This is a genomic window from Rhodospirillum centenum SW (assembly GCF_000016185.1).
Lineage (GTDB): Bacteria > Pseudomonadota > Alphaproteobacteria > Azospirillales > Azospirillaceae > Rhodocista > Rhodocista centena.
This window is the reverse complement of the sequence record NC_011420.2, coordinates 1,912,926-1,937,805: the sequence shown is the minus strand read 5'-3', so window position 1 is coordinate 1,937,805 and position 24,880 is coordinate 1,912,926. Positions and strand designations below refer to the sequence as shown.

Below are 24,880 nucleotides of genomic sequence, written 5' to 3'. Positions count from 1 at the left end.
CTGTTAAAAGTTCTGTATTTCCCGCCGGCGATCCGGAAAAGGCTGTCAGCCTGACCTGACACCGGGGGGCAGGGGTTTCCCCCTCCGGGGCAGGCATCGCCCGCGCGGACAGGCCCCCGCGCGGATCAGGCCGCCGCGCCCAGGGGGACGGACTCGGCCTGCGAGGGGCGCGGGGCCGGCTTCGGGTCCGTCCGGTCGGCGCTCTGCGCTTCGACGGGCGAAAAGGCAGCGGCCAGGGCCAGGGCACAACCCAGGGCGGCAAAATTCAGGCATCCACGGCGGGCCGTCATGGCTTCCTCCCGGACGGGCCGCGTAAGTGCGGCCCCTTGCCGCCATTTTTAGGAAGTGCGGACGGGGCCCGCCAGCGTATCCTTGACGCAGGTCATGGTTGGCCGCCGGGTGTGCTACCGCGGTAACAGGTGGGCTCGGCTCCTGAGGTTCTGGCCTCAAGGAAGGTCCTTCATTCTGTCTGGCGCAATTCCGATAAGTGGGACTTCGTTTCGATGAGAAAGCTGGATCGTGTCTTGTTCGTGGTTCCGGTATTCTTCGCCGCAGTCATTACCGGAGGACCGGGGGCGGGGGCTTCTGCAGATGAAGGGCCGACAGCTCCCTATATCCATTACTATCAGCCCGTCTGCCGGACCGATGCCGAGGGTCTCTCGGCGGACGGGCTGCGCCTTGTTGCCAGGGCGCGCACCCCGGGACCGATCCGCACCGAAGGCAGTCGCACCCTGCTGAAGACCCGCGACCTCGTATCGGGGCGTGAGCGCGTAGTCGAGGACGTGACGGTTTATGTCCCCTTGGATGGAACGGCGAGCCGGTTCCTGGTGGTGCTGCGGGACAAGACGCCGATCCTGGTCACCCTGGAGCCGGACGTCTCCGAGCGCCCCCTGGTCGTCCCTCTCGCCCGGGAGATGCCCCAGGACAGAAGAATCCTGCTGCCAGACCGGGTGACGCGCCTGGGCTATCCGGCGCAGCCGCATACCGGTTTCATCGCCCTGCGGCTGGGAGCGGATGCGGACCCGCTGTCCGCCGACAGGCATCATAAGGGCGGTGACCTGTTCACCGTGGACCTGTCCAGCGGTACGGCAGAGCTGCTGGTCCGGAATCCGGGCGATATCGTGCGCTGGGTGGTCGATGCCGAGGACCGTATCTACGCTGTCGCCGGCCGCCCCAATGAGGTGGGCGACCCCCTGGATCTCCGGCACCTCTTTCTCGGCACGGTCGAGGAGATCCGCCAGGGGCGGACACCGACCCCGCTGCTGACCATCGACAAGGACACGGTCTTCCCTGCGGACTACCTCCGTATGGGGCGCGGTCTGGTCATGGACGGGATACCCTGGAGCCATGTGCGGTACTGGGACGGGCGGGGTCTGCTGGCCTTCGGGAAACTGGGCGGCGACGGTACCGTGACGCCGCTCTGGGCTCCGGCCCGCGGCGATGTCTCTGATCTGCTGCTCTCCGCCGACGGGCGCACGGCTTTCGGGGCGGTCGAGACCGCCGGCTTCTCCCGCATCGCCCTGTTCGATCACGACTCCGCCTGGATCGAACCGGCCTTGCAGACGGCCTTCGGTGCGCCCACCGCCTTCGTCTCGGTCACGGCAGCCGATGCTACGGGCGAACGCCAGCTCCTGCGGGTCTACAGCCGCGACGGGCAGGTGGACGACGTCATCCTGGACATCAAGGCCAGGGCGGTGCAGCGGCTTTCGTCCGGGTGCGACCTGATGGGGGCCTTCGCCTTCGACTTCCGCTTCATCACGGCGCGGGACGGGACCGAACTGCCGGTCTACACGGTCCGGCGCCGGGCCGATGCGGCAGCCGGCACCGATGGCCCTGCGATTGTCATGCTGCACGGCGGTCCACAGGAGCAGAACAAACCCCATCTGGACCAGTTGACCCTGTTCCTGGCCGACCGGGGCTATACGGTGATCATGCCCGACTACCGCGGCTCCACCGGCTTCGGGCAGGCCTTCCAGAAGGCGGGGTTCCGTCAGTTCGACGGGGCCATGCTGGACGATGTTGAGGACACGCTGGCCTGGGCGGTGTCGGCGGGACTGGCGCGGCGGGACCGGGTGGCGCTGGTGGGCGGCAGCTTCGGCAGCTATCTGGCGCTGGCGGCGGCCAACCGCCCCGGCACGCCCTACCGCGCCGTCGTCGCCCTCGGCGGCCTCGTGGACCTGGAACAGTTCTTAGCTTACGCCCGATCAATGGGTTCCGCGGGGATGGAGCAACTCCGTTACCTGGGCGATCCGGATGATGCCGATCTGAAACGGCGGCGTGTGGCGGCGTCGCCGCTCACCGGCACCCGGGAGGGCTTCCCGCCCACGCTCTTCGTGCAGGGAGAGAAGGACGAGGTCACGCCTGTCGGTCCCGTGCGCCAGATGCAGGCCCGGATGGCGGCGGCGGGGCGGACATCCACCCTGGTGACCCTGCCGGAGGACGGCCATGAGATCAGCTCGCTCGACGGCGTCATCGTCTCCAGCGAGGCCATCGAGCGGTTTCTCCACACGTATCTGGGGGGTGAATGCACCTCCTGCACGGATGACGGGGGTGACGGGCAGAAGTAGCGGCGGTCACGGTTCCGTCCGGTCACGGGGCCGTCATTGATCAGGGGCTGGACTGGGGGGGCGCCTCCGGCGACAATCCGGGGCCGTTCCAGGCGGACGTCCCGGGTCCGCGGCGATCCGGAGCGCGGCAGGGCGGCGGACCCTCCCCGCCCTGGCCGGAAACATATAATAAAATCAAAGATCAAGGAGAGCGCCCGTGGGATTCAAGACCGTCCTCGTCCACATCGGCCCCGATCCTGACAGCCGTCGGCGGGTGGAGATCGCGGCCGAGTTCGCGGCCCGCCAGCAGGCACGGCTGCGCGGCCTGTTCATCTGCCTTCCCATGCAGCTTCCCGGCCTGCCCTATGGCGTGTCCATGCGCGATGCCGTGCTGCGGGCGGAGGAGGTCTCGGCCGAGGCCCGGGAACATTTCGAGGCGGTCTGCGGGCGCAACGGGCTGCGCCATGAATTCCTGATGGAACTGGGCGACGCCGCCGAGCACCTCGCCCTGCACGGCCGCTATGCGGACGCCATCGTCATCAGCCAGGACGCGCCGCGCAGCGCCTTCAACGATTTCCACGCCGACCTGACGGAGTTCCTGCCCTTCGCCGCCAGCGCGCCGGTGATCGTGCTGCCCCAGGGCCGCGACAGCGTGATCGACCCCACCCGCATCCTGATCGCCTGGAAATCCTCGCGGGAGGCGGCGTCGGCCGTGCGCGACGCGCTGCCGCTGCTGAAGGAGGCCGAGGGCGTCACCGTCGTCTGCGCCCAGCCGCACGGCTCCAAGGATCTGCCCGGCGCCGGCCTGTCGCAGTTCCTGGCCGAACACGGCGTCCAGGTGGAACTGCGCACCATCGGCGCCGACGACCACGATGTCGGCGACACCATTCTGGAGGAGGCGCGGATCGCCGGGGCCGGGCTGATCGTGATGGGCGTCTACGGCCACAGCCGCCTGCGCACCCGCATCCTCGGCGGCGTCAGCAAGTACGTCCTGCAGCACACCAAGGTGCCGCTGCTGGTCACGCACTGATCACCGCCCCTCCGTCCGTCCGGGCGGGAGGACGCCGCCTCACGCCTGTTCGAGGGTGACGATCCCTATGGAGGGGGCGGCCGCAGCGGGCACCAGGCGCCACGGGAAACAGGCGATGAAGCTCTATGTCAACGGCACCTCGCCCTATGCGCGCAAGGTGCTGGTGGTGGTGCAGGAGAAGGGGCTGGAGAGCGCCGTCGAGACGGTGTTCTGCGACCCCTGGTCGGACCCGGCGGCCCTGCTGGCCGTCAATCCGTTGTCAAAGGTGCCCGCGCTGGACCTTGAGGACGGCACGACGCTGGTGGACAGCGACCTGATCGCGGAATGGCTGGACGCCTCCGGCCCGGCCCCGCGGCTGCTGGCCCCCATCGGGCCGGCACGCTGGCGGGCGCTGCGGCTGGCGGCGCTGGCCCGCGGCGTCACCGACGCGGCCTTCGCGGCCGTCGTGGAGGGACGGCGGCCGGAGGCGGAACGCTCCGCCGGCTGGGTGTCGCGCCAGACGGCGGCGCTGCGCCGGGCCGTGCCGGCGCTGGAGAAGGCCCGCTTCCCGGACGGCGAGCCCGGGGAGCCGGAGCACTTCGACCTGGGCGACATCGGCCTTGCCGTCGCCTTGGCCTATCTGGATTTCCGCCACGCCGCGCTGGGCTGGCGCAGCCTCGCGCCGCGGCTGGCGGACTGGTACGACGAGGTCGGCCGAAGGCCGTCGATGCAGGCGACGGCCTTCGGCTGAGCGGGCAGGCTGCTATTCCAGCAGGGAGCGCAGCATCCAGGCGGTCTTCTCATGGATCTGGAGACGCTGCGTCAGCAGATCGGCGGTCGACTCGTCGCCGCCCTTCTCGGCGGCCGGGAAGACGCGCCGCGCAGTGCGCGCCACGGCCTCGTGCCCGGCGACGAGCTGGCGCACCATCTCCATCGCGGACGGCACGGCCGTCTCCTCCGTCACCGAGGTCAGGGCGGCGTACTGGGTGCTGCTGGCCGGGGCCGGGAAGCCCAGGGAGCGGATGCGCTCGGCGATGTCGTCCAGCGCGTTCCACAGCTCCGTGTACTGGGTCATGAACATGGTGTGGAGCGTGTTGAACATCGGGCCCGTGACGTTCCAGTGGAAGCCATGGGTCTTCAGGTAGAGCGAGAAGGTGTCCGCCAGCAGGGCGGACAGCCCGTCCGCGATCTCCTTGCGGTCCGCTTCCGGAATGCCGATGTCGATGGTCATTGCCTTGGCCATAATCGCTTCTCCTCGATGCTGTGAGCCGTAACCGGCCATCCGCTGGCGATCCTAACGGGGCGGGGACATCCCCTCAAGCCCAGTTTAGAATTCTTCCAAGTTTACCGGCTATGCGTCGCACACAAAGGATAAGCCCCTCCGGGCCCTTGAAGAAGCACTACCTATGGCAGGGGTATCGCCGCTCCCCTTTTCCGGCTCCGGCGGGACCCGCACAACGGAACGGGCGGGCCGCGGGGGCCCGCCCGTCTTCTGGCCGGTCTCTGCCGGGACGGCGGCTCAGCCGATGCTGGCGCGCAGCATCCAGGCCGCCTTCTCGTGATAGGCCATGCGCTGGTTCATCAGGTCCTCGGTGACCGTGTCCCCGGCCTCCTGGGCGATGTCCACCACCTCGCGGCAGGTCCGCGTCACCGTCTCGTTGTCGCGCACGAGCTGGCTCAGCATCTCCTGCGGCGCGGGCACGCCGTGCTCGTCCTCGATCTCGGTCAGCTTCAGGAACTGGCTCAGGCTGCCGGGGGCGAAGTGGCCCAGGGCGCGGATGCGCTCGGCCAGGTCGTCCACGGCCCCGGTCAGATCCTCGTACTGTTCCTGGAACATCTCGTGCAGGGAATGGAACTGCCGGCCGGTGACGTTCCAGTGGAAGCCGTGCGTCTTGCCCAGCAGCGTGTAGGTATCGGCCAGGACCCGCGCCAGCCCCTGTGCCAGATCCTGCCGGGCGTCCTCGGGCAGCCCGGTCTGCACGGGCAGCGCCTCGTGCGACGGGGGCGTGCGCTGGGTATCGGTCAGTTGCTGGTCCATCGTTTCTCTCCGCGTTCAGGGAACGTGTCCCTGCAACAGCGGAAAGAGCACCGGGTCACGGCAGGCGGGTCGGAATGGCTGCGGCGTCCTGCCGCGGCTAACGCCCGGCGGCTTCGGCCGCCAGCCAGCCGCGGGTCAGTTCCTCGTTGCGGCGGACATCGGCGGGAAAGTCCATCTCGCCCCACTCCAGCCCCTCGATGCCCACGGTGCCGACCACCGGCGTCGCATCTTCCGGCGTCGCCCGGGCGATGCGGTCGATCACCGAGAGATACCAGAGCTTCAGCCCTTCCGGCGCGCGCAGGGCGCGCTCCACCTCCGTCCGGAAGCGGTGGCCGCCCTCGGGCGTGAACTTCAGGAAGCCGATGGACTCGCCGTTGACGATCTCCGCCGGCAGGGTCTTGCCGATGGCCAGCAGCCGCCCGTCGGGGGCCGTCCGCACCTTCATGTCGTCGGCGTCGTAGCCGTCCTTGCGGTCGATGGTGACCGTGATCGGCGCGTCCCCTGCGGCCAGCAACCGTGCCGCCGCGGCGGTCGGAAACAGGGTGTCGCCGTTCAGGATCAGGAAGCCGTCCCCCATCTCTCCGCGGGCGGCCCAGCAGCTCCCCAGATTGTCGGCCAGGGCGTAGAAGGGGTTGTGCAGGGTCCTCACCCGGATGCCCGACAGCGGCATGGCCGCGATGGCCTGGTCCACCATGTCGGCGCCGAATCCGGTGACGACGACGGCCTCCTCCACGCCGGCCTGCGCCAGATGGCGCAACTGCCATTCCAGCAGGGTGCGGCCGGACAGCGCGATCAGGCATTTCGGCTGGTCCGCGGTCAGCGGCATCAGCCGCTTGCCCTGCCCGGCGCTCAGGATGATGGCTTTCAAGAACGGCTCCCGACACTGGCCCCGCGGGCGCCGGACGGAACCGGCGCGCCGGAGGGCGTACCCACTCCAGGGAAACTGGCGACGCTCTTACTGCGGCAAGCCGGCGGCGGCTGCAAGACGCTTGCGCACGCCGCAGCAGGATGGGGACCGCCCCGGGGCCGGACAAGAGGGCCGGAACGGACGGACCCCGGGGATGGCCCCGGGGTCCGCTCCGCCCTTGGGCGGGATCAGCCGGCGTTCGCTGTGACGGCGGTTACCGGACCGGCGGCTACTGGGCCGCGATGGCGGCGGCGCGGCTTTCGATCACGCGGTCGGCCAGCTTGCCGTTCAGCTCGGCCAGATGCGCCAGCTCGGCCGTGTAGGTGCCGAGCCCCTGGCTCAGGGACCGCATCTCCACGATCAGGTCGGCCATGTCGGCCTGCGGGATGTAGGCCTTGGTCTCGTCCCAGCCGGGCCAGCCGGGCCGGGCGTCGAAGCCCAGGATCTGGCCGCGGCGCTGGCTGACCATGCGCTGCACCTTGGGCGTGAACTCCGACGGCACCGACAGGGTGACCAGCAGGATCGGTTCCAGCAGCACCGGCTCGCACTTCGGCAGGGCCTCCTGCATGGCCATGCGGCCGGCGGTCTTGAAGGCCTGTTCGCTGCTGTCCACGGCATGGTACTGGCCGTTGGTCAGGGTCATGGCCACGTCAACGACGGGGAAGCCCAGCGGCCCCAGGGCCAGCGCCTCCTTCGCCCCTTCCTCCACGGCGGGGATGTAGGTGCGCGGGATGACGCCGCCGACGATCCTGTCCTCGAAGCGGAAGCCCTCGCCGCGGGCCAGCGGCCGCACCTCCACATGCACGTCGGCGAACTGGCCGTGGCCGCCGGTCTGGCGCTTGAAGCGGGCGTGCTGCTCGGTCGGTTTCCGGATCGTCTCGCGGTACGGCACCGCCGGCGGGTGGGAGCGGACGGCCACGTTGTAGCGGCTGCGCAGCCGGTCGATGGCGATGGCCAGATGCACCGCGCCCTGGCCGGACAGGATCAGCTCGCCCGTGTCGCCGCCGTGCTGGAAGCACAGGCTTGCGTCCTCGTCGATCAGCTTCTGGATGGCGGCGGTCAGCTTGACCTCGTCGGTCTTCTGCTCGGCGGCGATGGCGACGGCATGGACCGGCACCGACGGCTCCGGCCAGAAGGTCGCGCGCACGGCCGGTCCGGCGTCGGACAGCACGTCGCCGCTGCGCGCATGCTCCAGCTTGCCGATGGCGACCACCTCGCCCTGGGCGGCGGGGCCGCGCTTGGTGGCGGCAAGGCCGACGAAGTCGAACAGGCCGCTGGCCTTGTCGCCGGACAGAACGGCCCCGTCGCCGACCGTGCCGCGCCAGACGCGGGCGATGGACAGCTTGCCGGCATGGCTGGCGTGGAAGGTCTTGAACACCTGCACGACCGTCTGGCCCTCGGGGATCCCCAGGCGGGCGGCGCTCTGCGTGCTGTCCGGCGTCTCGTGGCGCAGCGCCTTCAGCAGCCGGCGGACACCGTGGTCGCGGTCGGCGCAGCCCAGGAAGACGGGCACGATCAGGTCGCGCGCCAGATCCTGCGAGAGTTGCCGGTAGACCTCGCCGCGCTCGGGCGCCATGTCCTCCAGAAGCTGCTCCATCAGGGTGTCGTCGAAGTCGGCCAGCGACTCCAGCATGGTCTGCCGGGCATCCTGCTCGCGCTCGCGCACGGTGTCGGGCAGCGGCACCAGGTCCGACGCCTGGCCGGGGCGCCAGCGGTAGGCGCGCTCGCTGACCAGATCGACGTAGCCGGTGACCTCCTGCCCGTCGCGGATGGGGACCTGCCGCAGCACCAGCGGCCGCTGCGAGGCGCCCTGCAGCGCCTGCATCAGGTCGCGCACGCGCAGGTCCGCCCCGGCGAGCTGGTCCATCTTGTTGATGAAGACCATGTGCGGGATGGCAAGATCGTCCAGGAACCTGAACAGCGGCGCCAGCGCCGCCGCCTTGTCCGGGTCGGGTTCGCAGACGACGACCGCCACGTCGGCCACGCACAGCGCCCGCTGCGCCTCGGCCGCCAGCTCGATCGAGCCGGGGCAGTCCAGGAAATGCCAGCGCTCGCCCAGGAACTCGGCGGCGGCCAGATTCATGTCGATGGTCATGTGCCGCGCGCGGGCCTCGGGCGAGGCATCGCCCAGGCTGCTGCCCTCGGTCGTGCTGCCCTTGCGCGCGACGGCGCCGGTGGCCGCGAGAAGGCTCTCCAGCAGCGTCGTCTTGCCGCTGAGATAGGGTCCGACCAGGGCCGCGACGCGCGGCCCTGACCTCATGCCGTCATTCATGCCACACCTCCGTGTACGATCACGCCCCGGTGCGGCTCTCGCGGTCTTCAGGCGGGCTTGCGCGCCGCCCGCCGACCCGACAGTCGGCCTGGTGCGCTTGTTCCTCCTGGATCAATCGAACACCCGTTCCGACGACGGTGTCGAGGGGGAAACTGCGCGCACGCCCGCGCCAGGCTGTCGCCCTTCCGGGGCCGGCCGCGGCGGTTCCGTGCGGTTCCCGTGCGGGAGCGGAGCGCGTCGGCCGCCGTTGTCGGGGGCAGGGGACGCGGCAGGAAGGGGGAACGGGGGTGCTTCTCGCGGTCGTCATGGTGCTGGTGTCGCTGCCGCTGGCCTTCATCGTCGGGCTGGCATCACAGAAGGGCTCGATCTGCGCCGTGGCGGCAGTGCAGGAACTGCTGGACCGCCGCCGGCCGCGGCAGGGCGTGGCGATCCTCGCCTGCTCCGCCTGGGTTCTGGCGGTGACGGTGCCGCTGGCCTGGCTGCTGCCGCGCTCGACGCTGGCGGTCAGCCTGCCGGTGGATCTCCCCCTGCTGGCGGGCGCCTTCGTCTTCGGGATGGGGGCGGCGGTCAACCGCGGCTGCGCCTTCAGCACGGTCACCCGGCTGGGCGGCGGCGACCTCTCCTATCTCGCGGCGGCGGCCGGGCTGGCCGGCGGGCTCGGCCTGCTGGCCCTCTGGCGCGGGCTGGCGCGGGAGGTTCCGGCGCCGGACCGGACCAGCGTCCTGGCCGAGCCGCACCCCTGGTCGCTGCTGCTGGTGGCGGCCCTCCTGGTGGCCGGGACGGCCCTGCTGGTGCGGCTGGTCCCGCGGCCGGGCCTGGCGCAACGCCCTGGAGCCGGGCGCGCTGGAACCCCTTTCGCGGCGACGGCGGTGATTAGAGTCGCCGGCGGCACGCTCTACGCCCTGCACGGGCCCCTGGAATGTACACCTCCCTGATCCCCCGCGCCCTGGGCCAGACAGGTGTCGCCGGAACGGCATTTCCGGGCCTTGGGAAGGTGGCGCTGCTGACGGCGGCCGTGCTCGCCGGGGCGACGGTGTCGGTGCGCGCCTCCGGCCGCTTCCGCCTGCACTTCGATCCCGGCCCGGGCGGTGGCGTGCTTCGCCGGCGGCATCCTGATGGGCGGCGGGGCGGGGCTCAGCTACGGCGGCAACGACGTGCTGGTGCTGCACGCCCTGCCGTCGCTGGCGACGCACGCGCTGCCCGCCTGGCTCGCGGTCGCCGCAGGCGCCGCCGCCGTGCTCCTGCCCCGCCGTCGGCTGGCGGCCCGCGCCGCCCGGCGGCGGGAACGGCGGGAACGTCGTTCGCCGCCCGGGCACGACGGGGCTTGCGCGACGCCCGGACGCCCCGTCCAATAGCGGTCCCGCAGCGCCGCAATCCCGGGACCCGCCATGCCTGTCTTCGATCCCCAGCTCCTGGCCGTCTACACCCTGGCCGCCGTGGCCCTCTCCCTTACCCCGGGACCGGACATGCTGCTCTGCTTCGCCAGCGGCCTGGGCGGCGGACCGCGGGCCGGGCTGGCGGCCTCCGCCGGCGTCGCCACCGCGCTGCTGCTGCACACGGTGGCGATGACGCTGGGCTTCGCCGGGCTGGTGGCGGCGTCCCCCCTGGCGCTGGACCTGCTGCGCTGGCTCGGCGCCGCCTATCTGCTGTGGGCGGCCTGGAACGCCTTCCGCGCCGGCCCGGCGGGGCTGGGCGCGGTGGCGCCGACGGATCAGCGCGCCGCCCTGGCGGCGGTCTACCGGCGCGGCCTGCTGACCTGCCTGCTGAACCCGAAGCTGCTGCTGTTCATGCTGGCCTTCCTGCCGCAGTTCGTGCGGCCGGAGGCGGGCAGCATGGCGGCGCAGTTCCTGGTGCTCAGCCTGATCCTGTTCGTGCCGGGCTTCCTGGTGAACGCCGCCGTCGGCGTCTCCGCCGGGGGGCTGGGCCGCTGGCTGCTGCGCCGGCCGCTCTGGGCACGGGTGCAGAACTGGCTGGTGGGGACGATCTTTGTCGCGCTCGCGCTGCGGCTGGTGGCGGCCCCGCGCGGCTGACATACGGGACCGGTCGGCAGCGCTGGTCCGACGGGGTGCCCCCAAGCGGACCGGGACAGCGGGCGCCGGGATGCCCTATAAGGGGGCCGGTCACGATGGTCGGTGGAGACCCGGGGATGGATGTCGAACGGCTTCTCGGCATGTTTCTGGACAACAGCCTGCGCGGCAGATCGGTGGGGGGGATCGCCCGCCGGGCAGCCTTCTCGCGCGAGGGGCTGACGCTCATCGCCGGGATCGGATTCGCCGCCTACGAACATTTCCGCGGCCGTCAGCAGGGGCCGCAGGTCGAGCCGCCCCCGCCGCCGGGCGGGCAGGCCGTGCCGCCACCGTTCCCCGGGGCCGCCCCCGGGGCTGGGGCCGCGCCTGCCGCGCCGCCGCCTGTTGTGCCCCTGCCCGCCGTGCCCATGCCTGCCGCGCCCTCTGGCCCGCCGCCGCTGCCGCCGGGGGCGCTGACCCCGCCGGCGCCGGTGCCCGACGTCGATCTCCTGATCTATGCCGCTGTGCAGGCGGCCAAGGCCGACGGCGTGCTGGACGAGGAGGAGAAGCGCGACATCCTCGACGCGATGGAGGAGGAGGGGGCGGAGAACGACGTGCTCGCCCGCTTCAACGAGCTGCTGGCCGGTCCCTGCGACATGGATGGACTGGTCGCGCGGGTGAAGGACCCCGCCACTGCGGCCGAGGTCTGGGCCGCCTCCCGCCTCGCCATCGAGCCGGACACCCGGGTGGAACAGGACTATCTGGCGGAGCTGGCCCGCCGCCTCGGCCTCGACGAGGCCGCCGTGGCGGAGATCGAGGCCCGCCTCGCCGAAGCCGGGGCCGGCAGCGACGACTGACGGGAGACCGCAGGGCCCGGCGACGGCCCCATGACAGAAAAGAACCCGTCGCAAGGACGGAGCCGTGCAGAAGGGCAGGGAACAAGGGGAGAGCGGATGATGACGCAGTGGTTCTTCCATACGTCGCGGGAACAGGTCGGCCCGTTGCAGGGTGAGGCCGCCCTCGACTTCGCCCGGCGCAACCCGGACGCCTTCTGCTGGCGCCAGGGGATGCCGGAATGGCTGCCGGTGAAGGCGGTCGCGGAACTGTCGGCCGACGCCAGCCCCTGGGCCGGCGGGGCGATGCCGCCGCCGCCGTCGGCCGGCATCCGCGGCGGCCGCGCCGACGAGATCGACTTCCGCATCTACGGCGAGGAGATGCAGTTCGTGGAGGTCGAACTCGACCCCGGCGAGAGTGCCGTGGCCGAGGCCGGGGCCATGGTCTACAAGGACTCCCGGGTGGAGATGACCACCATCTTCGGCGACGGCTCCGGGCCGGAGGGCGGCAGCTTCATGGACAAGCTGATCGGTGCCGGCAAGCGCGTCATCACCGGGGAGAGCCTGTTCACCACCGTCTTCACCCATCAGGGGACCGGCAAGGGAAAGGTCGCCTTCGGCGCGCCCTATCCCGGCACCATCCTGGCGCTGAAGCTGTCCGATGTCGGCGGCCGGCTGATCTGCCAGAAGGACAGCTTCCTGGCCGCGGCCAAGGGCGTCTCCATCGGCATCCATTTCCAGCGCCGCATCCTTACCGGCCTGTTCGGCGGCGAGGGCTTCATCATGCAGAACCTGGCCGGCGACGGCTGGGTCTTCGTGCATGTCGGCGGCACCGTCGTGGAGCGTCAGCTCGCGGCCGGTGAGGAACTGCACGTCGATACCGGCTGCCTCGCGGCGATGACGCCGGAGGTGGATTTCGACCTCGTCCAGGTCGGCGGCATCAAGTCGATGGTGTTCGGCGGGGAGGGGGTGTTCTTCGCCTCGCTGCGGGGGCCGGGCCGGGTCTGGATCCAGAGCCTGCCCTTCTCGCGCCTCGCCGGGCGGATGCTGGCCGCCGCCACGCCGCTGGGCAAGAAGGGGGAGGGCAGCGCCCTCGGCCCCCTGGGCGACATCGTGATGGGCAACCGCTGACGGCCGGTCGCGCCGGCGACAGGCTGGAGGATGGCGGGCGGCGGCTTCCGGGCCGCCGCTGCCTCAGCCGGCCAGCGGGCGCAGGGCGCTGCCGTCCCAGACGAAGTAGCGCGCCGTGCCGTCCGCGTCGGCGACGAACAGCCGGCTGTCCATGGTGTAGCGGGCGCCGGCGGCCGTCGTCGGCCCCCAGAGCACCCGCCCGTCCAGCGCGTCGATGAAGGCCCACTGCTGGCAGCCCGTGCCGCAGCTCCAGCGGGCCACGGCCAGATGCCCGGCGAAGGTCGCGCCGCGGGCAGCGCCCTGGCGCAGGGCGGTGGCGTAGTCGCGCGCCTGCGGATGGCTGTCCAGGTCCGGCACCACGGCCTCCGGCGCCACGATCCGGTAAGGCGGGAACTGCGCGAAGGCAGGGGTGCCCAGCACCGCCCGGCGCTCCGCCTGCTCGTTCACGCCATAGCCGCCGTGCGGCACCGGGCGGTCCGGGGCGCAGGCCGCCAGCACGGCCAGGGCGGCAATGGCGACGGCGATCAGGGCGGGGGTGAGGTAAAGGCGCACAACGGGCGCGGTGCCGGCGGGAAGGGACGGCGTGGCTGTCTCGATGGACATGATCGGCTGTGGGGATCGGCTGCGATTCAGGATACTTGTAACCTGGATAACTGTAACAGGGTCCGGTTAAAGCATCCTGAGAAAGGACTAGCCCCTCGCTGTGCCCAAGTGAAGGCAAAACTGCGACATGATGGCATTTCCGCGGGGGGTGTCTCTGCAGGTCGGGTGCGTCAGAACGGCATGACGACGCCCAGCATCACCCGGTCCACCACGTCGCCGGTGTCCAGCTCGATCCGGCTGCGCAGGCGGTAGCGGGCCGCCTCCGGCGTCAGGTCCAGGGACAGGGCGTCGCCCTCGAAGGCCCAGCCCATGCCCATCCGCACGCTGCCGACATCGGCGAAGCCGTGTCCGGAGAAGGGGGCGTCCACCGGGGCGGTGCGCGGCCGGTCGGGGGCGCGGTCCAGGCGCAGGGCCGGCTCGGCCAGCGCCGGCCCGGCTGTCGGGGGCAGCACCAGCAGGCGCGACCGGGTTACGGCCGGCATCTCTGTGATCCGGCCGGCGACCACGGCCGGTATTTCCGCGGCGGGTTCCCGGCCGCCGCCTCCGCCTGCCGCGGCCGGCATGGCCCAGGACACGACGACCACCGCCAGCGCGGCCGCCCGGCCCGCCACCGCCTTCCGCTTCCGGAGTCCCCGCCGTCCGGCTTCCATCCCCACCCCCGCCTTCTCCGGGGGTACCGGCTGTCCTCCTCCCCGGGGAGCGCCGCGGCGACGGGGCCGCGGCGGATGTGCCGGCACCCGCGGGATGACGACAGCCGGCGGCGGCGTTTGTTCCCGTGGCGGTGTCGCCCTGCCGTCCGCGCGGTCACCTGTCCCTTCGCTCCGGCCGGCACCATTGCCCGACGGCGGCGGTGGGGCTACAACGCGGAGCGTCGTTCGACCTTCCGGAGGATCTGGCCAATGGCCGACAAGGTGCGCATCGAAACCGACAGCTTCGGTCCCGTCGAGGTGCCCGCCGACAGGTACTGGGGAGCCCAGACCCAGCGGTCTCTGCAGAACTTCAGGATCGGCGGCGAGCGCATGCCCGCCCCCCTGGTGCGCGCGCTCGGCATCGTCAAGAAGGCCGCGGCCCAGACCAATATGGCGTTGGGGGTGCTGGACGCGAAGATCGGCGCCGCCATCGTGGACGCGGCCGAGGAGGTGATCGACGGCACGCTGATCGACCACTTCCCCCTGGTCGTCTGGCAGACCGGCTCGGGCACCCAGACGAACATGAACGCCAACGAGGTCATCTCCAACCGCGCCATCGAGCTGCTGGGCGGGGAGATGGGCAGCAAGAAGCCTGTCCATCCCAACGACCATGTCAACATGGGCCAGTCCTCCAACGACACCTTCCCGACGGCCATGCATGTCGCGGCCGCCGAGCAGGTGCATCACGAGCTGATCCCGGCGCTGGAGCAGCTCCACGCCGCGCTGGACGCCAAGGCCCGCGAGTTCGCCGACATCGTCAAGATCGGCCGCACCCACCTTCAGGATGCGACGCCCCTGACCCTGGGGCAGGAGTTCGGCGGTTACGCCCAGCAGGTCGCCTACGGCATCGAGCGGGCGAAGTCCTGCCTGCCGGCGCTGCTGCGCCTCGCCCAGGGCGGCACGGCCGTCGGCACCGGGCTGAACGCCAGGAAGGGCTTCGACGCGGCCTTCGCGGCGGAGGTGGAGAAGATCACCGGCCTGCCCTTCGTCACGGCCCCGAACAAGTTCGAGGCGCTGGCCGCCCATGACTCGGTGGTCGAGGCGTCGGGCGTGATGAACACGCTGGCCTGCTCGCTGATGAAGATCGCCAACGACATCCGCCTGCTGGGCTCCGGCCCGCGCTGCGGCATCGGCGAGATCAGCCTGCCGGAGAACGAGCCCGGCAGCTCCATCATGCCCGGCAAGGTGAACCCGACCCAGAGCGAGGCCATGACCATGGTCTGCGCCCAGGTGATGGGCAACCACGTCACCATCAGCCAGGCCGGCGCCACCGGCCATTTCGAGCTGAACGTCTTCAAGCCGGTGATGATCTACAACCTGCTGCAGTCGATCCGGCTGATCGCCGACGCCTGCCGCAGCTTCACCGAGAACTGCGTCGTCGGCATCGAGGCGAACCGCGAGCGCATCGACAGGCTGATGCATGAGAGCCTGATGCTGGTCACGGCGCTGAACCCGCACATCGGCTACGACAATGCGGCGAAGATCGCCAAGAAGGCGCACAAGGAAGGCACCACGCTGATGCGGGCCGGCATCGAACTGGGGCTGTTGACCGAAGAACAGTTCCGCCAGTGGGTACGGCCGGAGGACATGGTCGGGCCGCGCTGATGCGGCCCACCTGTCCCAAGCGGGGCGGCGGGCCACCCCACGCCGCCCCGGGCTGTGCCTTCGACGGACAGAAGGGAGGACCCCGGCGCATGCGTTGTCCCGACTGCGAGCGGCTTCCCCCCGTCGAGTATCCCGAGAACCGGGTTCTCCTGGGGTTTGCGACCGGCTTCACCCGCACCAAGGTGGCCCGGCTGGCGCGCGAGCACGCGCTGGCCCTGGAGCCGCTGGAGGACGGGGACTGTCTGGGCTTCACCGCCAGCGCCGACCAGCTCCAACGCTTCTGCGCCGCGCTCGACCCGCTGCTCTCGCGGGAGGAGCAGACGCACACCCGTGCCCTGCTGCTGCCGGCCGACGTTGCCCCGCGCATGGGCGACTGGCTGCACACGGTCACCCTGCGCCATCTGGTGGCCCGGGTGCGCGGGCGCTGGCTGGTGGATCTGGTGGAGCATGACCGGCTGTTCGCCATGCTCCAGCCCATCGTCGGACGCGACGGCACGCTCTACGGCCATGAGAGCCTGCTGCGCGGGCGGGAGGCCGACGGCAGCCTGATCGGCGCCGGCCCCCTGTTCGACACGGCCCGGGAGGCGGACCTTCTCTTCAACCTCGACCTCGTGGCACGCCGCGCCGGGTTGCAGGCGGCGGGCCGGGTCCGGCCGTCGGGGGGCAAGGTCTTCATCAACTTCAACCCCTCGGCCATCTACGACCCGACCTACTGCCTGCGCACCACGGCCCGCTTCATCCAGGAGATCGGCCTCGATCCGGGCGATGTCGTCTTCGAGGTGATCGAGAGCGCCGAGGTCAAGGATCTCGACCACCTGCGCAACATCCTGGCCTTCTACCGCAAGGCCGGGTTCCGCATCGCGCTGGACGATGTGGGCGCCGGGTTCGCCGGGCTCAGCCTGATGCAGGAACTGCGCCCCGACGTCGTGAAGATCGACATGGGGCTGATCCGCGGCGTCCATGCCGACCGCTACCGGCAGAGCATCGTCGGCCACCTGATCCCGATGATCCGCGACACGGGCGCGCTCTCGGTGGCGGAAGGGATCGAGGAGGAAGCCGACCGTGACTGGCTGCTGGACCGCGGCATCGACCTGATGCAGGGCTATCTGCTCGGCCGCCCCTTCGACCCGGCGCAGGCGGGCGCGGCGTAGCATCCGTGCCACGGTGCTGCCTGCGGGTGACGCAGGCGGGCCGGCCGCGCTGGACAGGGCTGCCGCGAAGCTGCTACCCGGCAGCCCTGCGCGCGCTCCGGAAGGACGCGCCCGACATCCCCGGCACCGAAGACACCGACCGATGCGTAGAACGTCCATGGCGGCCGCGGCCGCCCTGCTGCCGTCCCTGTCCGCGGCCGTCACCGTCCTGCACGCCTTCCCCGCCGGGGCGGCGCCGGTGGAGGAGATCGTCATCACCGCCCGCCAGCGGGAGGAGAACCCGCAGCGCGTGCCGGTCTCCGTCACGGTGCTGGACGCGACCCTGATCGAGCGGGCGCGGGTGGACAGCATCGCCGGCATCGCGGTGCGCGCGCCCGGCCTCGTCGTCAGCGACCCCTTCGGCCGCTTCAACCCGGCCCCGGCGATCCGTGGCCTGACCCAGCCCGGCACGGGGGAGGAGCCGTCGGTCGGCTTCTTCCTGGACGGCGTCTATGTCTCCGGCCGCAGTTCCATCAACCTGTTCCTCAACGACCTGGAGCGGGTGGAGGTGCTGAAGGGACCGCAGAACGCCCTGTTCGGCCGCAACACCTTCGGCGGCGCCGTCAACCTTGTGACGCGCCGGCCGGGCGACACGCTGGAGGGCTTCGCGGAAGCGGGCTTCGGCTCCAAGCAGCAGCGGCAGGCTGCGGCGGCCGTCGGCGGCCCGCTGATCCCCGGCAAGCTGGCGGCGCGGGCCAGCGTGTCCCTGCGCGACTATGGCGGCTTCTACGACAATGCGCTGGCCGGCGGGCCGGAGATCGGCTCGGAGAAGAGCGTCGCCGGGGCCCTGACCCTGCGCGCGACGCCGACGGAGCGGCTGGAGGCGTTGCTGCGCGTCTCCTACGCCGAGGACGACGACGGCCAGCCCAAGGGATACTACCTCGCCACCAACTGCGAGCCGCGCGCCGCGACCGGCGTGTTCAGCCAGTACTGCGGCGCTATCCCGGAGAGCAGCGGCCCCTTCGCCGCCAATCCCGAGCATTTCGGCTTCCGGCGCGATGCGTGGCGCACCGCCCTGACCGTGGACTATGCGCTGGACGCGGCGACGCTGACCGCCATCACGGCGTTCAACGCCGAAACCAACGAGTTCAACCGCGACAACGACTACACGGCCGCCCTCGTCTCCGGCGCCGGCCAGCTCACCGACCGCTGGGACGCGGGCCAGGAGCTGCGGCTCGTCTCCGCCGACCGCGGGCAGGCGCTGACCTGGATCGTCGGCGCCAGCGTCTACCATTTCGACAACGAGACGGAGCGGCGGAACATCGAGTACGCGCTGGGCCAGACCGTCAGCCCGCGGCTGCCGCGCACGGACGAGGAGACGGACAGCACCGCCCTCTACGGCTCGCTCGGCTGGCGCCTGCTGGACGGGCTGACCGCCACGGCCGACCTGCGCTGGCAGCGCGACGAGAAGGACTTCCGGACCACCAGCCGCGACGCGGCCGGCAATCCCATCGCGCTGTCCGACCGCTGGACCATGTGGACTCCGCGCTTCGCCCTCTCCTGGCAGGCGACGGACACGGCCATGCTCTATGCCAGCGTCGCCAAGGGGGCGAAGAGCGGCGGCTTCAATACCATGGCCAACCTGTTCGATACGGAGCGCAGCTTCGGTCCGGAGACGAACTGGACCTACGAGGTGGGGACCAAGACGGCGTGGTTCGACGGCCTGCTGACCGCCAACGCGGCGCTGTTCTGGATCGACTGGCGCGACCAGCAGGTGGTCGCGGCCAGCGCCGCCGGCCGGTCCAACAACTTCTACACCAACAATGCCGCCCGCAGCCGCAGCCGCGGGCTGGAACTGGAACTGGCGGCGACGCCCGCGGCGGGGCTGGACCTCAGCCTCGCCTATACGCTGGTGGATGCGGAATTCCGCGACTACCAGGACCCCGACTACCGCGACATCCCCGCCTTCGGCCCCACGGGCGACATCTCCGGCAACGCCCTGCCGCGGCAGAGCCGGCATCAGGTCGCGGCCACCGCGCAGTATGACGGCGACCTGCCCTGGGCCGCGGACCTGGGCTGGTTCACGGGCGGCGAATGGCTCTGGCAGTCGCGCCAGTACACGGAGAACTCCAACCTCTCCTGGGTCCCGTCCGCCGGCCGCGTGGATGTCTGGACCGGGCTGGAAAGCGGCCCCTGGCGCCTGACCCTGCGGGTGGAGAACCTGTTCGACGACCGCACGCCGCCGGTGGCCGTGCGCTTCTCCGACCCGGCCCGCGGCTCCGCCCGCGCCTGGCTGGTGACGCCCGGCGACGGCCGGGTCTGGAGCCTGACCGGCCGGGTGACGTTCTGAGCGGCCGGGGCTGATCCGGCGGAAGGGGGCGGCGGACCATGATCAAGAAGCGATCCGTGCTCGTGGCGGGGCACCCGACCAGCGTGACGCTGGAGGAACCGTTCTGGGAGGCGCTGAAGGAACTGGCGGCGGCGCGCGGCGTCCCCGTCGGCACCCTGATCGAGGAGGTGGACGCGACCCGCACGGGCAATCTCTCCAGCGCGCTGCGGGTCCATGTGCTGGAGGCGGTCAGGGCCGGGGAGGTTCCCCGGGGCTGACGGGCGCCGCGGGCGAAGAAAAGGGGGCGGCATCGCTGCCGCCCCCGAGTTGAGGAGCAATCCGGGGTCTCTCGGCCGGGCGTCAGTTGCCGCCCGGGTTGAAGCGCCAGATGGCGACGTTGCCGGCGTTCTCCAGCCCGGCATAGACGAAGCGCCGGCCGCCGAACACGGCCGAGGCGATGCCCTCCGGGTTGGCGGCCAGGCCGACCGTGCCGGTCACCGTCGTCAGATCGCGCGGCAAGAGGGCGATGGTCTCCACCCGCGGGCGCGCCGGGTCGGACAGGTTGACCAGTGCGATGCTGGCACCGCGCTCCAGACCGACGGCGGCATAGGTGGCGCCGTTCTGCTCGAACACGGTCAGCACCTCCGGCTCGCTGCCGCCTCGGCGGGAGCGGTCATCGTTGTAGTAGCGCGGCGCCTGCGACAGCGACCCGTAGATGCCGGGGTTGGCCTCCATCGCCGCGTTGCCGGTGCTGAACAGGAGCTGGTCGAACTGGCTGCCGGTGTCGCCGACGAGCTGCCCCGTCTCCGCGTTGAAGATGGAGACGGAGCGGCCGCCGCGGAAACGCTGGCTGCTGCTCACCCCCGGCTGGCTGGTGTCGCCCTCGTCGGCGGTGATGAAGTAGCGGACTCCGTTCAGCGTGAAGCCAGCGACGCCGTCCGGCTCGCGCAGCGCCCCGGTCAGGGTCTGGGTGAAGCTGATCTGCGGCGGGTTGCTGGAGCTGTTGGTCAGATCGACCCCGGTCCGCGTCACCGCGCCCAGGTTGAAGTACCGCGGCGCCGTGCCGCCGGTCAGGTCCAGGGCCATCACACCGTTGTTCTCCTGCAAGGAGACATAGGCGTAGCGGCTGTCGCTGCTGAAGCCGACATATTCGGGCTGGAGCCCCTCAGGGTCGTGCGTCACGGGACCGACGCGCACGGGGTCGTCGTTGTCGGTGAAACGCTGCTGCGTGCCCGCCGGGTTGGCGTAGAAGGTCCCGGTCTGGTCGGTCAGCGCGACCTGCCGCGCCACGGCCCCGCCGCTGGCGGCCTTCGCCAGATCGATCACGGTGATCGAGCCCGGGGCGTTCAGCGCCTCCGCCTCGTTGGCGACCACGGCCCAGCGGCCGTCGGGGGAGATGCCGGTGCCGTCCGGTCCGACGCCCGCGGTCACGCGCTGGATGACGCGGCCCGTGGCCTTGTCGCGGATCTCCACAAGGCCGCTTCTGGTGATGTCGGTGTGCTGCACCGCCACCAGATAGTAGCCGGACGTCGGATGCACGGTCACCGTCGTCAGGTCGCCCGCCGCGGCGGCGCCGACGTCGCGGGCGATGTCGGCCCGCACCGTGTCGCGCCGCATCAGGATGGGCAGGCCGGCGATGTCGCCGCTGCCGATGCTGAACACGTCCACCGTGCCGGCGCCGTCGGTCGAGAGCACGCCCCAGCCGCCGTTCGCCGTGGTGACGGAGACGATCTCGGCGTTGTTGGCGCCGAAGCCCGTATAGTAGGTGCCGTAATAGGGGGCGCTGGTGCTGTTGGAGACGAAGTGGCGCGTCTCCGACCGGGTGCCGGCGATGCCGGCCATGTTGGTCAGGCGCACACCCACGGACGAGGTGCCGTTGCTGCCGGTGTTCCCGGAGAAATCGTTGTTACGCAGGGTCTGGCCGGTGATGTTGTCGCCCAGAACGGCGGCGAACTCGTCCCGGTTCGTCGTCCCCGCAGGGGCGGTGATGCGCAGGCCGGCAACGGTGTTGCCGTTGGCCAGCGTCACCACGTTCCCGCTGGCGGCCGTCAGGCTCGGCCGCTCGCCGGCGGCGATCAGGGTGGTGCCACCCGCGCTCAGCGCCTCGCCCTGGCCGATGAGCTGCTGGCCGTTCTTCAGCGCCACGTTGCCGGTGTAGGAGCCGCTGCGGACATAGATGAGGTCGTTCGCCTGCGCCGCGGCGGCGGCGGCGGCGATGCTGCCGAACGGGCTTTCCACGGTGCCGGTGCCCGCGGCGCCCTGGCTCACGAACACCAGCCGGGTGCCCCCGCTGCCGCCGAAGGTGCCGCTCGTCAGGTTGTACTGCTCCTCGGCGACGAAACGGTCATCGGAGCGGCCGGGGCCGGCCGTGCGCACGCCGGATTCGCGCAGCACCGGCCAGTCCAGGCGGGACGCGGTGCCTTCGCGCCGGGCCGGCTCGCTGAACAGGCCCAGCCGCATGCGGAAGGTGGCGAACGCCTGCGTGTCGTCCTGGTCGTCGTCCCGCACCTCGATGCCGAAGCTGAAGCGGCCGTCCTGCGACCACGCTTCCAGGCGACCCTTGACGCCGTCCACCGTGGGCGCCTCGTCGTCGGTGTAGCGGTAGCCGCCGGCGAAGGCGCGCACGTCGTAGCCCTCGATGGCGCCCAGGCGGTAGCCGACCTCGGCGTCGAAGCCCTTCAGCGTCACTTCGCGCGGCTGGAAGATGCTGCGGACGATATGGTTGCCCGACAGGCGCGGCGCCCCGGCGACGGTCGTGCCGACCGACTCCTCGTCGTCCAGCGGTGCGTAATAGTTGGCGCGCAGGTCCAGGTCGGCGGTCATCAGGTCCAGGCTGACGGTGGCCTGGCTGAAGTCGCTCTCCAGGTCGGTGCGGACCCGGTCGTAGTAGACGGCGCCGCCCAGCACCACCGCGCCCAGGCGGAAGCGATGGCCGATGCCGATGTTGGCGACGCGGCGGTCGGCATCGTCGATGCTGCCGCGCAGGTCAAGGAAGGTGCGGGCCGCGTCGCTGTCGGCCAGGGGGATCGCCACCGCGATCGAGCCCTCGGCGCCGTCGGTGCCCGGGCGCAGCACGAAGTCCATCAGTGCCGGATCGGCGGCGGCGCTCCCCGCGCCGAGCGCCGTCACGAGCGCCAGAGCTGATGTCAGAGTCCTGAAACCGTTCATCGTTTCCCCCCTCAGGAAAGAGGCGGGACCCTAGCAGCGCTCCATGAAAGTCTTATGACGTGCGAAAAAGTCTTATGACGGACGAGACGTTCTGTGACGTCCGCGGCGCTCCTCTCGCTCCGGCGGCAGCGCCGCGACGTCCGGCATCAGATGCCCGGGCCTGACGGACGCTCAGCGCTTGAAGACGGCCTGGGCGGCGGCGGTCACGGCCTGTTTCGCCTGGATCGTCGCGCGGGCGCGGGCGATCTCGGCCTCCAGGCCGGCGATGTACTCCTCCAGGTCGCCCACCGACAGGGTGGAGAGATCCTTCGGTCTGGCCGGCCGGTTGCGCGGCTCGAAATCCTCCGGTTCCATGGCGTCATCCTCTGCTCAAGGCGGTTCCGATCTGTATAGTCTGTCCCCGCCCCGGGGCCGGGGCAACAGCGGGCGCGATCCGGTCAGGGGCGCTCCGTCGGTTTTCAGGAGGATGGTGATGGCGGTGCCCGAGCGGATGCGTGCGGTGGAGATCGGCGGGGCCGGCGGCCCGGAGGTGCTGCGCCCGGTGGAGCGGCCGGTGCCGCGGCCCGGCCCGGGCGAGCTGCTGATCCGCGTCGCCGCCGCCGGCGTCAACCGTCCGGACGTGCTCCAGCGCCTGGGCCTCTATCCGCCGCCGCCGGGGGCGAGCGACCTGCCGGGGCTTGAGGTGGCCGGCACCGTCGCGGCCGTGGGCGAGGGCGTGTCGGGCTGGCGCGAGGGCGATGCGCTCTGCGCCCTGGTCGCCGGCGGCGGCTATGCCGCCTACTGCGTCGCCCCGGCACCGCAGTGCCTGCCGATCCCGCGCGGGCTGTCGGCGGTGGAGGCGGCGGGCGTGCCGGAGACCTTCTTCACCGTCTGGAGCAACGTGTTCGAGCGCGGCGCCCTGAAGCCGACCGAGTCGCTGCTGGTCCATGGCGGCACCAGCGGCATCGGCACCACCGCCATCCAGCTCGCCAAGGCGTTCGGCGCCCGTGTCTTCGCCACCGCCGGAAGCCCGGCCAAGGCCCGCGCCTGCGAGGAGCTGGGGGCCGACCGCGGCATCGACTACAAGGCCGAGGATTTCGTGGTCGTGGTCAAGGAGCTGACCGGCGGCACCGGGGTCGACGTGGTGCTGGACATGGTCGGTGGCGACTACCTTGCCCGCAACGTGGACTGCCTCGCCCCCGACGGGCGGCATGTCTCCATCGCCTTCCAGCGCGGGCCGAAGGGGACGCTCAACCTGATGTGGGTGATGCAGAAGCGGCTGGTGCTCACCGGCTCCACCCTGCGGCCGCGGCCGGTGGCGGAGAAGGGGCGCATCGCCGTGGCCCTGCAGGAGAAGGTCTGGCCGCTGCTGGAGGAGGGGCTGGTGCGGCCGCGCATCTACCGCACCTTCCCGCTGGAGCAGGCCGCCGCCGCCCATGCCCTGATCGAATCCGGCGAGCATGTCGGCAAGATCATCCTCACCGTTGCCGGGTGAAGCCGGCTGTCCGCCACGCGCGCTCCTTGCGAAAAGGCGTGACCTCTCCCGGCACCTGCCTGTATAGCAGAAGCATACGTGACATTTCCGTCCGGGGCTGCGCGGGGCCAGTGACCCGCGCCACGGGCGGGCTTTGCGTTCGAGGAGGAAACATGGCTCTGCCCCTGATGCCGAAGGCGACCGCGGTCTGGCTGGTCGAGAACACCGGCCTGACCTTCGATCAGATCGCCGAGTTCTGCGGCATGCACGAGCTGGAGGTCCAGGCCATCGCCGACGACGAGGTGGCGGTAGGCATGGTCGGGCGCGACCCCATCGCGGGCGGCGAGCTTACCTGGGACGAGATCCATCGGGTGGAAAAGGACCCGAACGCCAAGCTCCAGATGCGGCACCAGGATCTGCCGCAGCCGGTCGCCCGCGCCAAGGGGCCGCGCTATACGCCGGTGACCAAGCGCGGCGACAAGCCCGACGCGATCTCCTGGCTGCTGAAGACCTATCCGCAGCTCACCGACGCGCAGATCTGCAAGCTGATCGGCACGACGAAGCCGACCATCGCCTCGGTGCGCGACAAGACCCACTGGAACTCCCAGAACATCAAGCCGCGCAACCCCGTCCTGCTGGGCCTGTGCAGCCAGCGGGAGATGGAAGCGGCGCTGGAGAAGGCTCGCAAGGGCCGCCCCGCCGACGAGGAGGAGGAGACGGAGACCGTCTCCGGGCTGGTCGAAGGCGGTGCAGGTGCCGGGGACGCGGCCGAGTACGACGCCGACTGACGGCATCCCGGCAGGCGCTCCCGGCCTGTCACGGTCACGGAACGGACGGCGTGTCCCTGGCGGGACACGCCGTCTGCGTTTCCGGCTGGTGTCTCTTCCAGCCCCTGTCGTCCGGCTCCCGGTCAGGCCAGGGCGATCCGGGCGATCTCATCCTTGATGCGCAGTTTCTCCCGCTTCAGGCGGGTGACGATGGCGGGGTCGGGCAGGGGCCGTTGCGTCTCGTGGCGCAGCAGCGCCTCCAGGGTCCGGTGCTTCACCTTCAGGGATTCGACACGCTCCACCATCGACATCTCGTTCCCTCCTGCCGGGTCGCGGACTCAGGTCACGGGCGGGAAGCTGGTGCTGGACGCTGGCGCGGCGGAACGCTACATCA

23 protein-coding genes are annotated in these 24,880 nt (G+C 71.2%); 14 read left to right on the top strand and 9 right to left on the bottom strand.

Features of this window, described 5'->3' with window-relative positions; all coding sequences use genetic code 11:
• Window positions 1–800 precede the first annotated feature (800 nt).
• The 3 genes from RC1_RS20050 (at window position 801) to RC1_RS09005 (ending at window position 4,306) form a co-directional block, all read left to right on the top strand.
• On the top strand, window positions 801–2,567 hold the full coding sequence (locus tag RC1_RS20050; RefSeq protein ID WP_049766673.1) for an alpha/beta hydrolase family protein: 1,767 nt from the start codon (window positions 801–803) through the stop codon (window positions 2,565–2,567).
• Between the two features lie 196 nt (window positions 2,568–2,763).
• Window positions 2,764–3,576: a universal stress protein gene (locus RC1_RS09010; RefSeq protein ID WP_012567059.1), complete on the top strand. Its 813-nt coding sequence runs from the start codon at window positions 2,764–2,766 to the stop codon at window positions 3,574–3,576.
• 115 nt (window positions 3,577–3,691) lie between these two features.
• Window positions 3,692–4,306 (top strand): glutathione S-transferase N-terminal domain-containing protein, encoded by a 615-nt coding sequence (locus RC1_RS09005; protein WP_012567058.1) that lies wholly within the window; start codon window positions 3,692–3,694, stop codon window positions 4,304–4,306.
• Between the two features lie 12 nt (window positions 4,307–4,318).
• Here the strand turns inward: RC1_RS09005 and RC1_RS09000 are convergent, their stop codons facing one another.
• The 4 genes from RC1_RS09000 to RC1_RS08985 form a co-directional block, all read right to left on the bottom strand.
• A complete protein-coding gene (locus tag RC1_RS09000; RefSeq protein ID WP_041785261.1) occupies window positions 4,319–4,798 on the bottom strand; it encodes a Dps family protein in 480 nt (159 codons plus the stop codon).
• Between the two features lie 276 nt (window positions 4,799–5,074).
• Window positions 5,075–5,593, bottom strand: coding sequence for a Dps family protein (locus RC1_RS08995; protein WP_012567056.1), 519 nt, complete (start codon window positions 5,591–5,593; stop codon window positions 5,075–5,077).
• A 97-nt stretch (window positions 5,594–5,690) separates the two neighbouring features.
• Window positions 5,691–6,461 carry a phosphocholine cytidylyltransferase family protein gene (locus RC1_RS08990; protein ID WP_012567055.1) on the bottom strand — a complete coding sequence of 257 codons (771 nt, stop codon included), beginning with the start codon at window positions 6,459–6,461 and terminating at the stop codon, window positions 5,691–5,693.
• A 268-nt stretch (window positions 6,462–6,729) separates the two neighbouring features.
• Window positions 6,730–8,760: an elongation factor G gene (locus RC1_RS08985; RefSeq protein WP_234703852.1), complete on the bottom strand. Its 2,031-nt coding sequence runs from the start codon at window positions 8,758–8,760 to the stop codon at window positions 6,730–6,732.
• A 299-nt stretch (window positions 8,761–9,059) separates the two neighbouring features.
• Here RC1_RS08985 and RC1_RS08980 point away from each other — a divergent pair, with 299 nt between their 5' ends.
• The 5 genes from RC1_RS08980 (at window position 9,060) to RC1_RS08960 (ending at window position 12,742) form a co-directional block, all read left to right on the top strand.
• Window positions 9,060–9,707, top strand: coding sequence for a YeeE/YedE thiosulfate transporter family protein (locus RC1_RS08980; RefSeq protein ID WP_012567053.1), 648 nt, complete (start codon window positions 9,060–9,062; stop codon window positions 9,705–9,707).
• A 153-nt stretch (window positions 9,708–9,860) separates the two neighbouring features.
• Window positions 9,861–10,127: a hypothetical protein gene (locus RC1_RS08975; RefSeq protein ID WP_012567052.1), complete on the top strand. Its 267-nt coding sequence runs from the start codon at window positions 9,861–9,863 to the stop codon at window positions 10,125–10,127.
• A 33-nt stretch (window positions 10,128–10,160) separates the two neighbouring features.
• Window positions 10,161–10,802 carry a LysE family translocator gene (locus RC1_RS08970; protein WP_012567051.1) on the top strand — a complete coding sequence of 214 codons (642 nt, stop codon included), beginning with the start codon at window positions 10,161–10,163 and terminating at the stop codon, window positions 10,800–10,802.
• Between the two features lie 116 nt (window positions 10,803–10,918).
• On the top strand, window positions 10,919–11,635 hold the full coding sequence (locus tag RC1_RS20045; protein ID WP_012567050.1) for a DUF533 domain-containing protein: 717 nt from the start codon (window positions 10,919–10,921) through the stop codon (window positions 11,633–11,635).
• 96 nt (window positions 11,636–11,731) lie between these two features.
• Entirely contained in the window at window positions 11,732–12,742 is a 1,011-nt protein-coding gene (locus tag RC1_RS08960) for a TIGR00266 family protein (RefSeq protein ID WP_202795572.1), read from the top strand.
• 63 nt (window positions 12,743–12,805) lie between these two features.
• Here the strand turns inward: RC1_RS08960 and RC1_RS20040 are convergent, their stop codons facing one another.
• Together RC1_RS20040 and RC1_RS08950 are read right to left on the bottom strand one after the other, a co-directional pair.
• The gene (locus RC1_RS20040; protein WP_012567048.1) at window positions 12,806–13,345 is read right to left on the bottom strand and encodes a hypothetical protein; all 540 of its coding nucleotides are present in this window, start codon (window positions 13,343–13,345) and stop codon (window positions 12,806–12,808) included.
• A gap of 170 nt (window positions 13,346–13,515) precedes the next feature.
• Entirely contained in the window at window positions 13,516–13,827 is a 312-nt protein-coding gene (locus RC1_RS08950) for a hypothetical protein (protein ID WP_148213424.1), read from the bottom strand.
• Window positions 13,828–14,244: 417 nt separating this feature from the next.
• Here RC1_RS08950 and fumC point away from each other — a divergent pair, with 417 nt between their 5' ends.
• The 4 genes from fumC to RC1_RS08930 all read left to right on the top strand — a co-directional run bounded on the left by fumC (window position 14,245) and on the right by RC1_RS08930 (window position 19,376).
• Window positions 14,245–15,639, top strand: coding sequence for a class II fumarate hydratase (fumC, locus tag RC1_RS08945; RefSeq protein WP_012567046.1), 1,395 nt, complete (start codon window positions 14,245–14,247; stop codon window positions 15,637–15,639).
• Between the two features lie 89 nt (window positions 15,640–15,728).
• Window positions 15,729–16,790: an EAL domain-containing protein gene (locus RC1_RS08940; RefSeq protein WP_012567045.1), complete on the top strand. Its 1,062-nt coding sequence runs from the start codon at window positions 15,729–15,731 to the stop codon at window positions 16,788–16,790.
• A 142-nt stretch (window positions 16,791–16,932) separates the two neighbouring features.
• Window positions 16,933–19,119, top strand: a complete 2,187-nt coding sequence (locus RC1_RS08935; protein WP_012567044.1) for a TonB-dependent receptor — start codon at window positions 16,933–16,935, stop codon at window positions 19,117–19,119.
• Window positions 19,120–19,157: 38 nt separating this feature from the next.
• Window positions 19,158–19,376 (top strand): ribbon-helix-helix domain-containing protein, encoded by a 219-nt coding sequence (locus RC1_RS08930; RefSeq protein ID WP_012567043.1) that lies wholly within the window; start codon window positions 19,158–19,160, stop codon window positions 19,374–19,376.
• 82 nt (window positions 19,377–19,458) lie between these two features.
• Here RC1_RS08930 and RC1_RS08925 read toward each other — a convergent pair whose 3' ends face one another.
• Together RC1_RS08925 and RC1_RS08920 are read right to left on the bottom strand one after the other, a co-directional pair.
• Window positions 19,459–22,266, bottom strand: a complete 2,808-nt coding sequence (locus RC1_RS08925) for a choice-of-anchor I domain-containing protein (RefSeq protein WP_083759278.1) — start codon at window positions 22,264–22,266, stop codon at window positions 19,459–19,461.
• Window positions 22,267–22,437: 171 nt separating this feature from the next.
• On the bottom strand, window positions 22,438–22,620 hold the full coding sequence (locus RC1_RS08920) for a DUF1192 domain-containing protein (RefSeq protein WP_012567041.1): 183 nt from the start codon (window positions 22,618–22,620) through the stop codon (window positions 22,438–22,440).
• Between the two features lie 112 nt (window positions 22,621–22,732).
• On the opposite strand from RC1_RS08920, the gene RC1_RS08915 reads away from it, so the two are divergent.
• Both RC1_RS08915 and RC1_RS08910 read left to right on the top strand, forming a co-directional pair.
• Window positions 22,733–23,740 (top strand): NAD(P)H-quinone oxidoreductase, encoded by a 1,008-nt coding sequence (locus tag RC1_RS08915; RefSeq protein WP_012567040.1) that lies wholly within the window; start codon window positions 22,733–22,735, stop codon window positions 23,738–23,740.
• Between the two features lie 152 nt (window positions 23,741–23,892).
• Entirely contained in the window at window positions 23,893–24,507 is a 615-nt protein-coding gene (locus tag RC1_RS08910) for a DUF1013 domain-containing protein (RefSeq protein WP_012567039.1), read from the top strand.
• Between the two features lie 122 nt (window positions 24,508–24,629).
• On the opposite strand, the gene RC1_RS20755 is transcribed toward RC1_RS08910, so the two are convergent.
• Window positions 24,630–24,797: a YdcH family protein gene (locus tag RC1_RS20755; protein WP_012567038.1), complete on the bottom strand. Its 168-nt coding sequence runs from the start codon at window positions 24,795–24,797 to the stop codon at window positions 24,630–24,632.
• Between the last annotated feature and the right edge of the window lie 83 nt (window positions 24,798–24,880).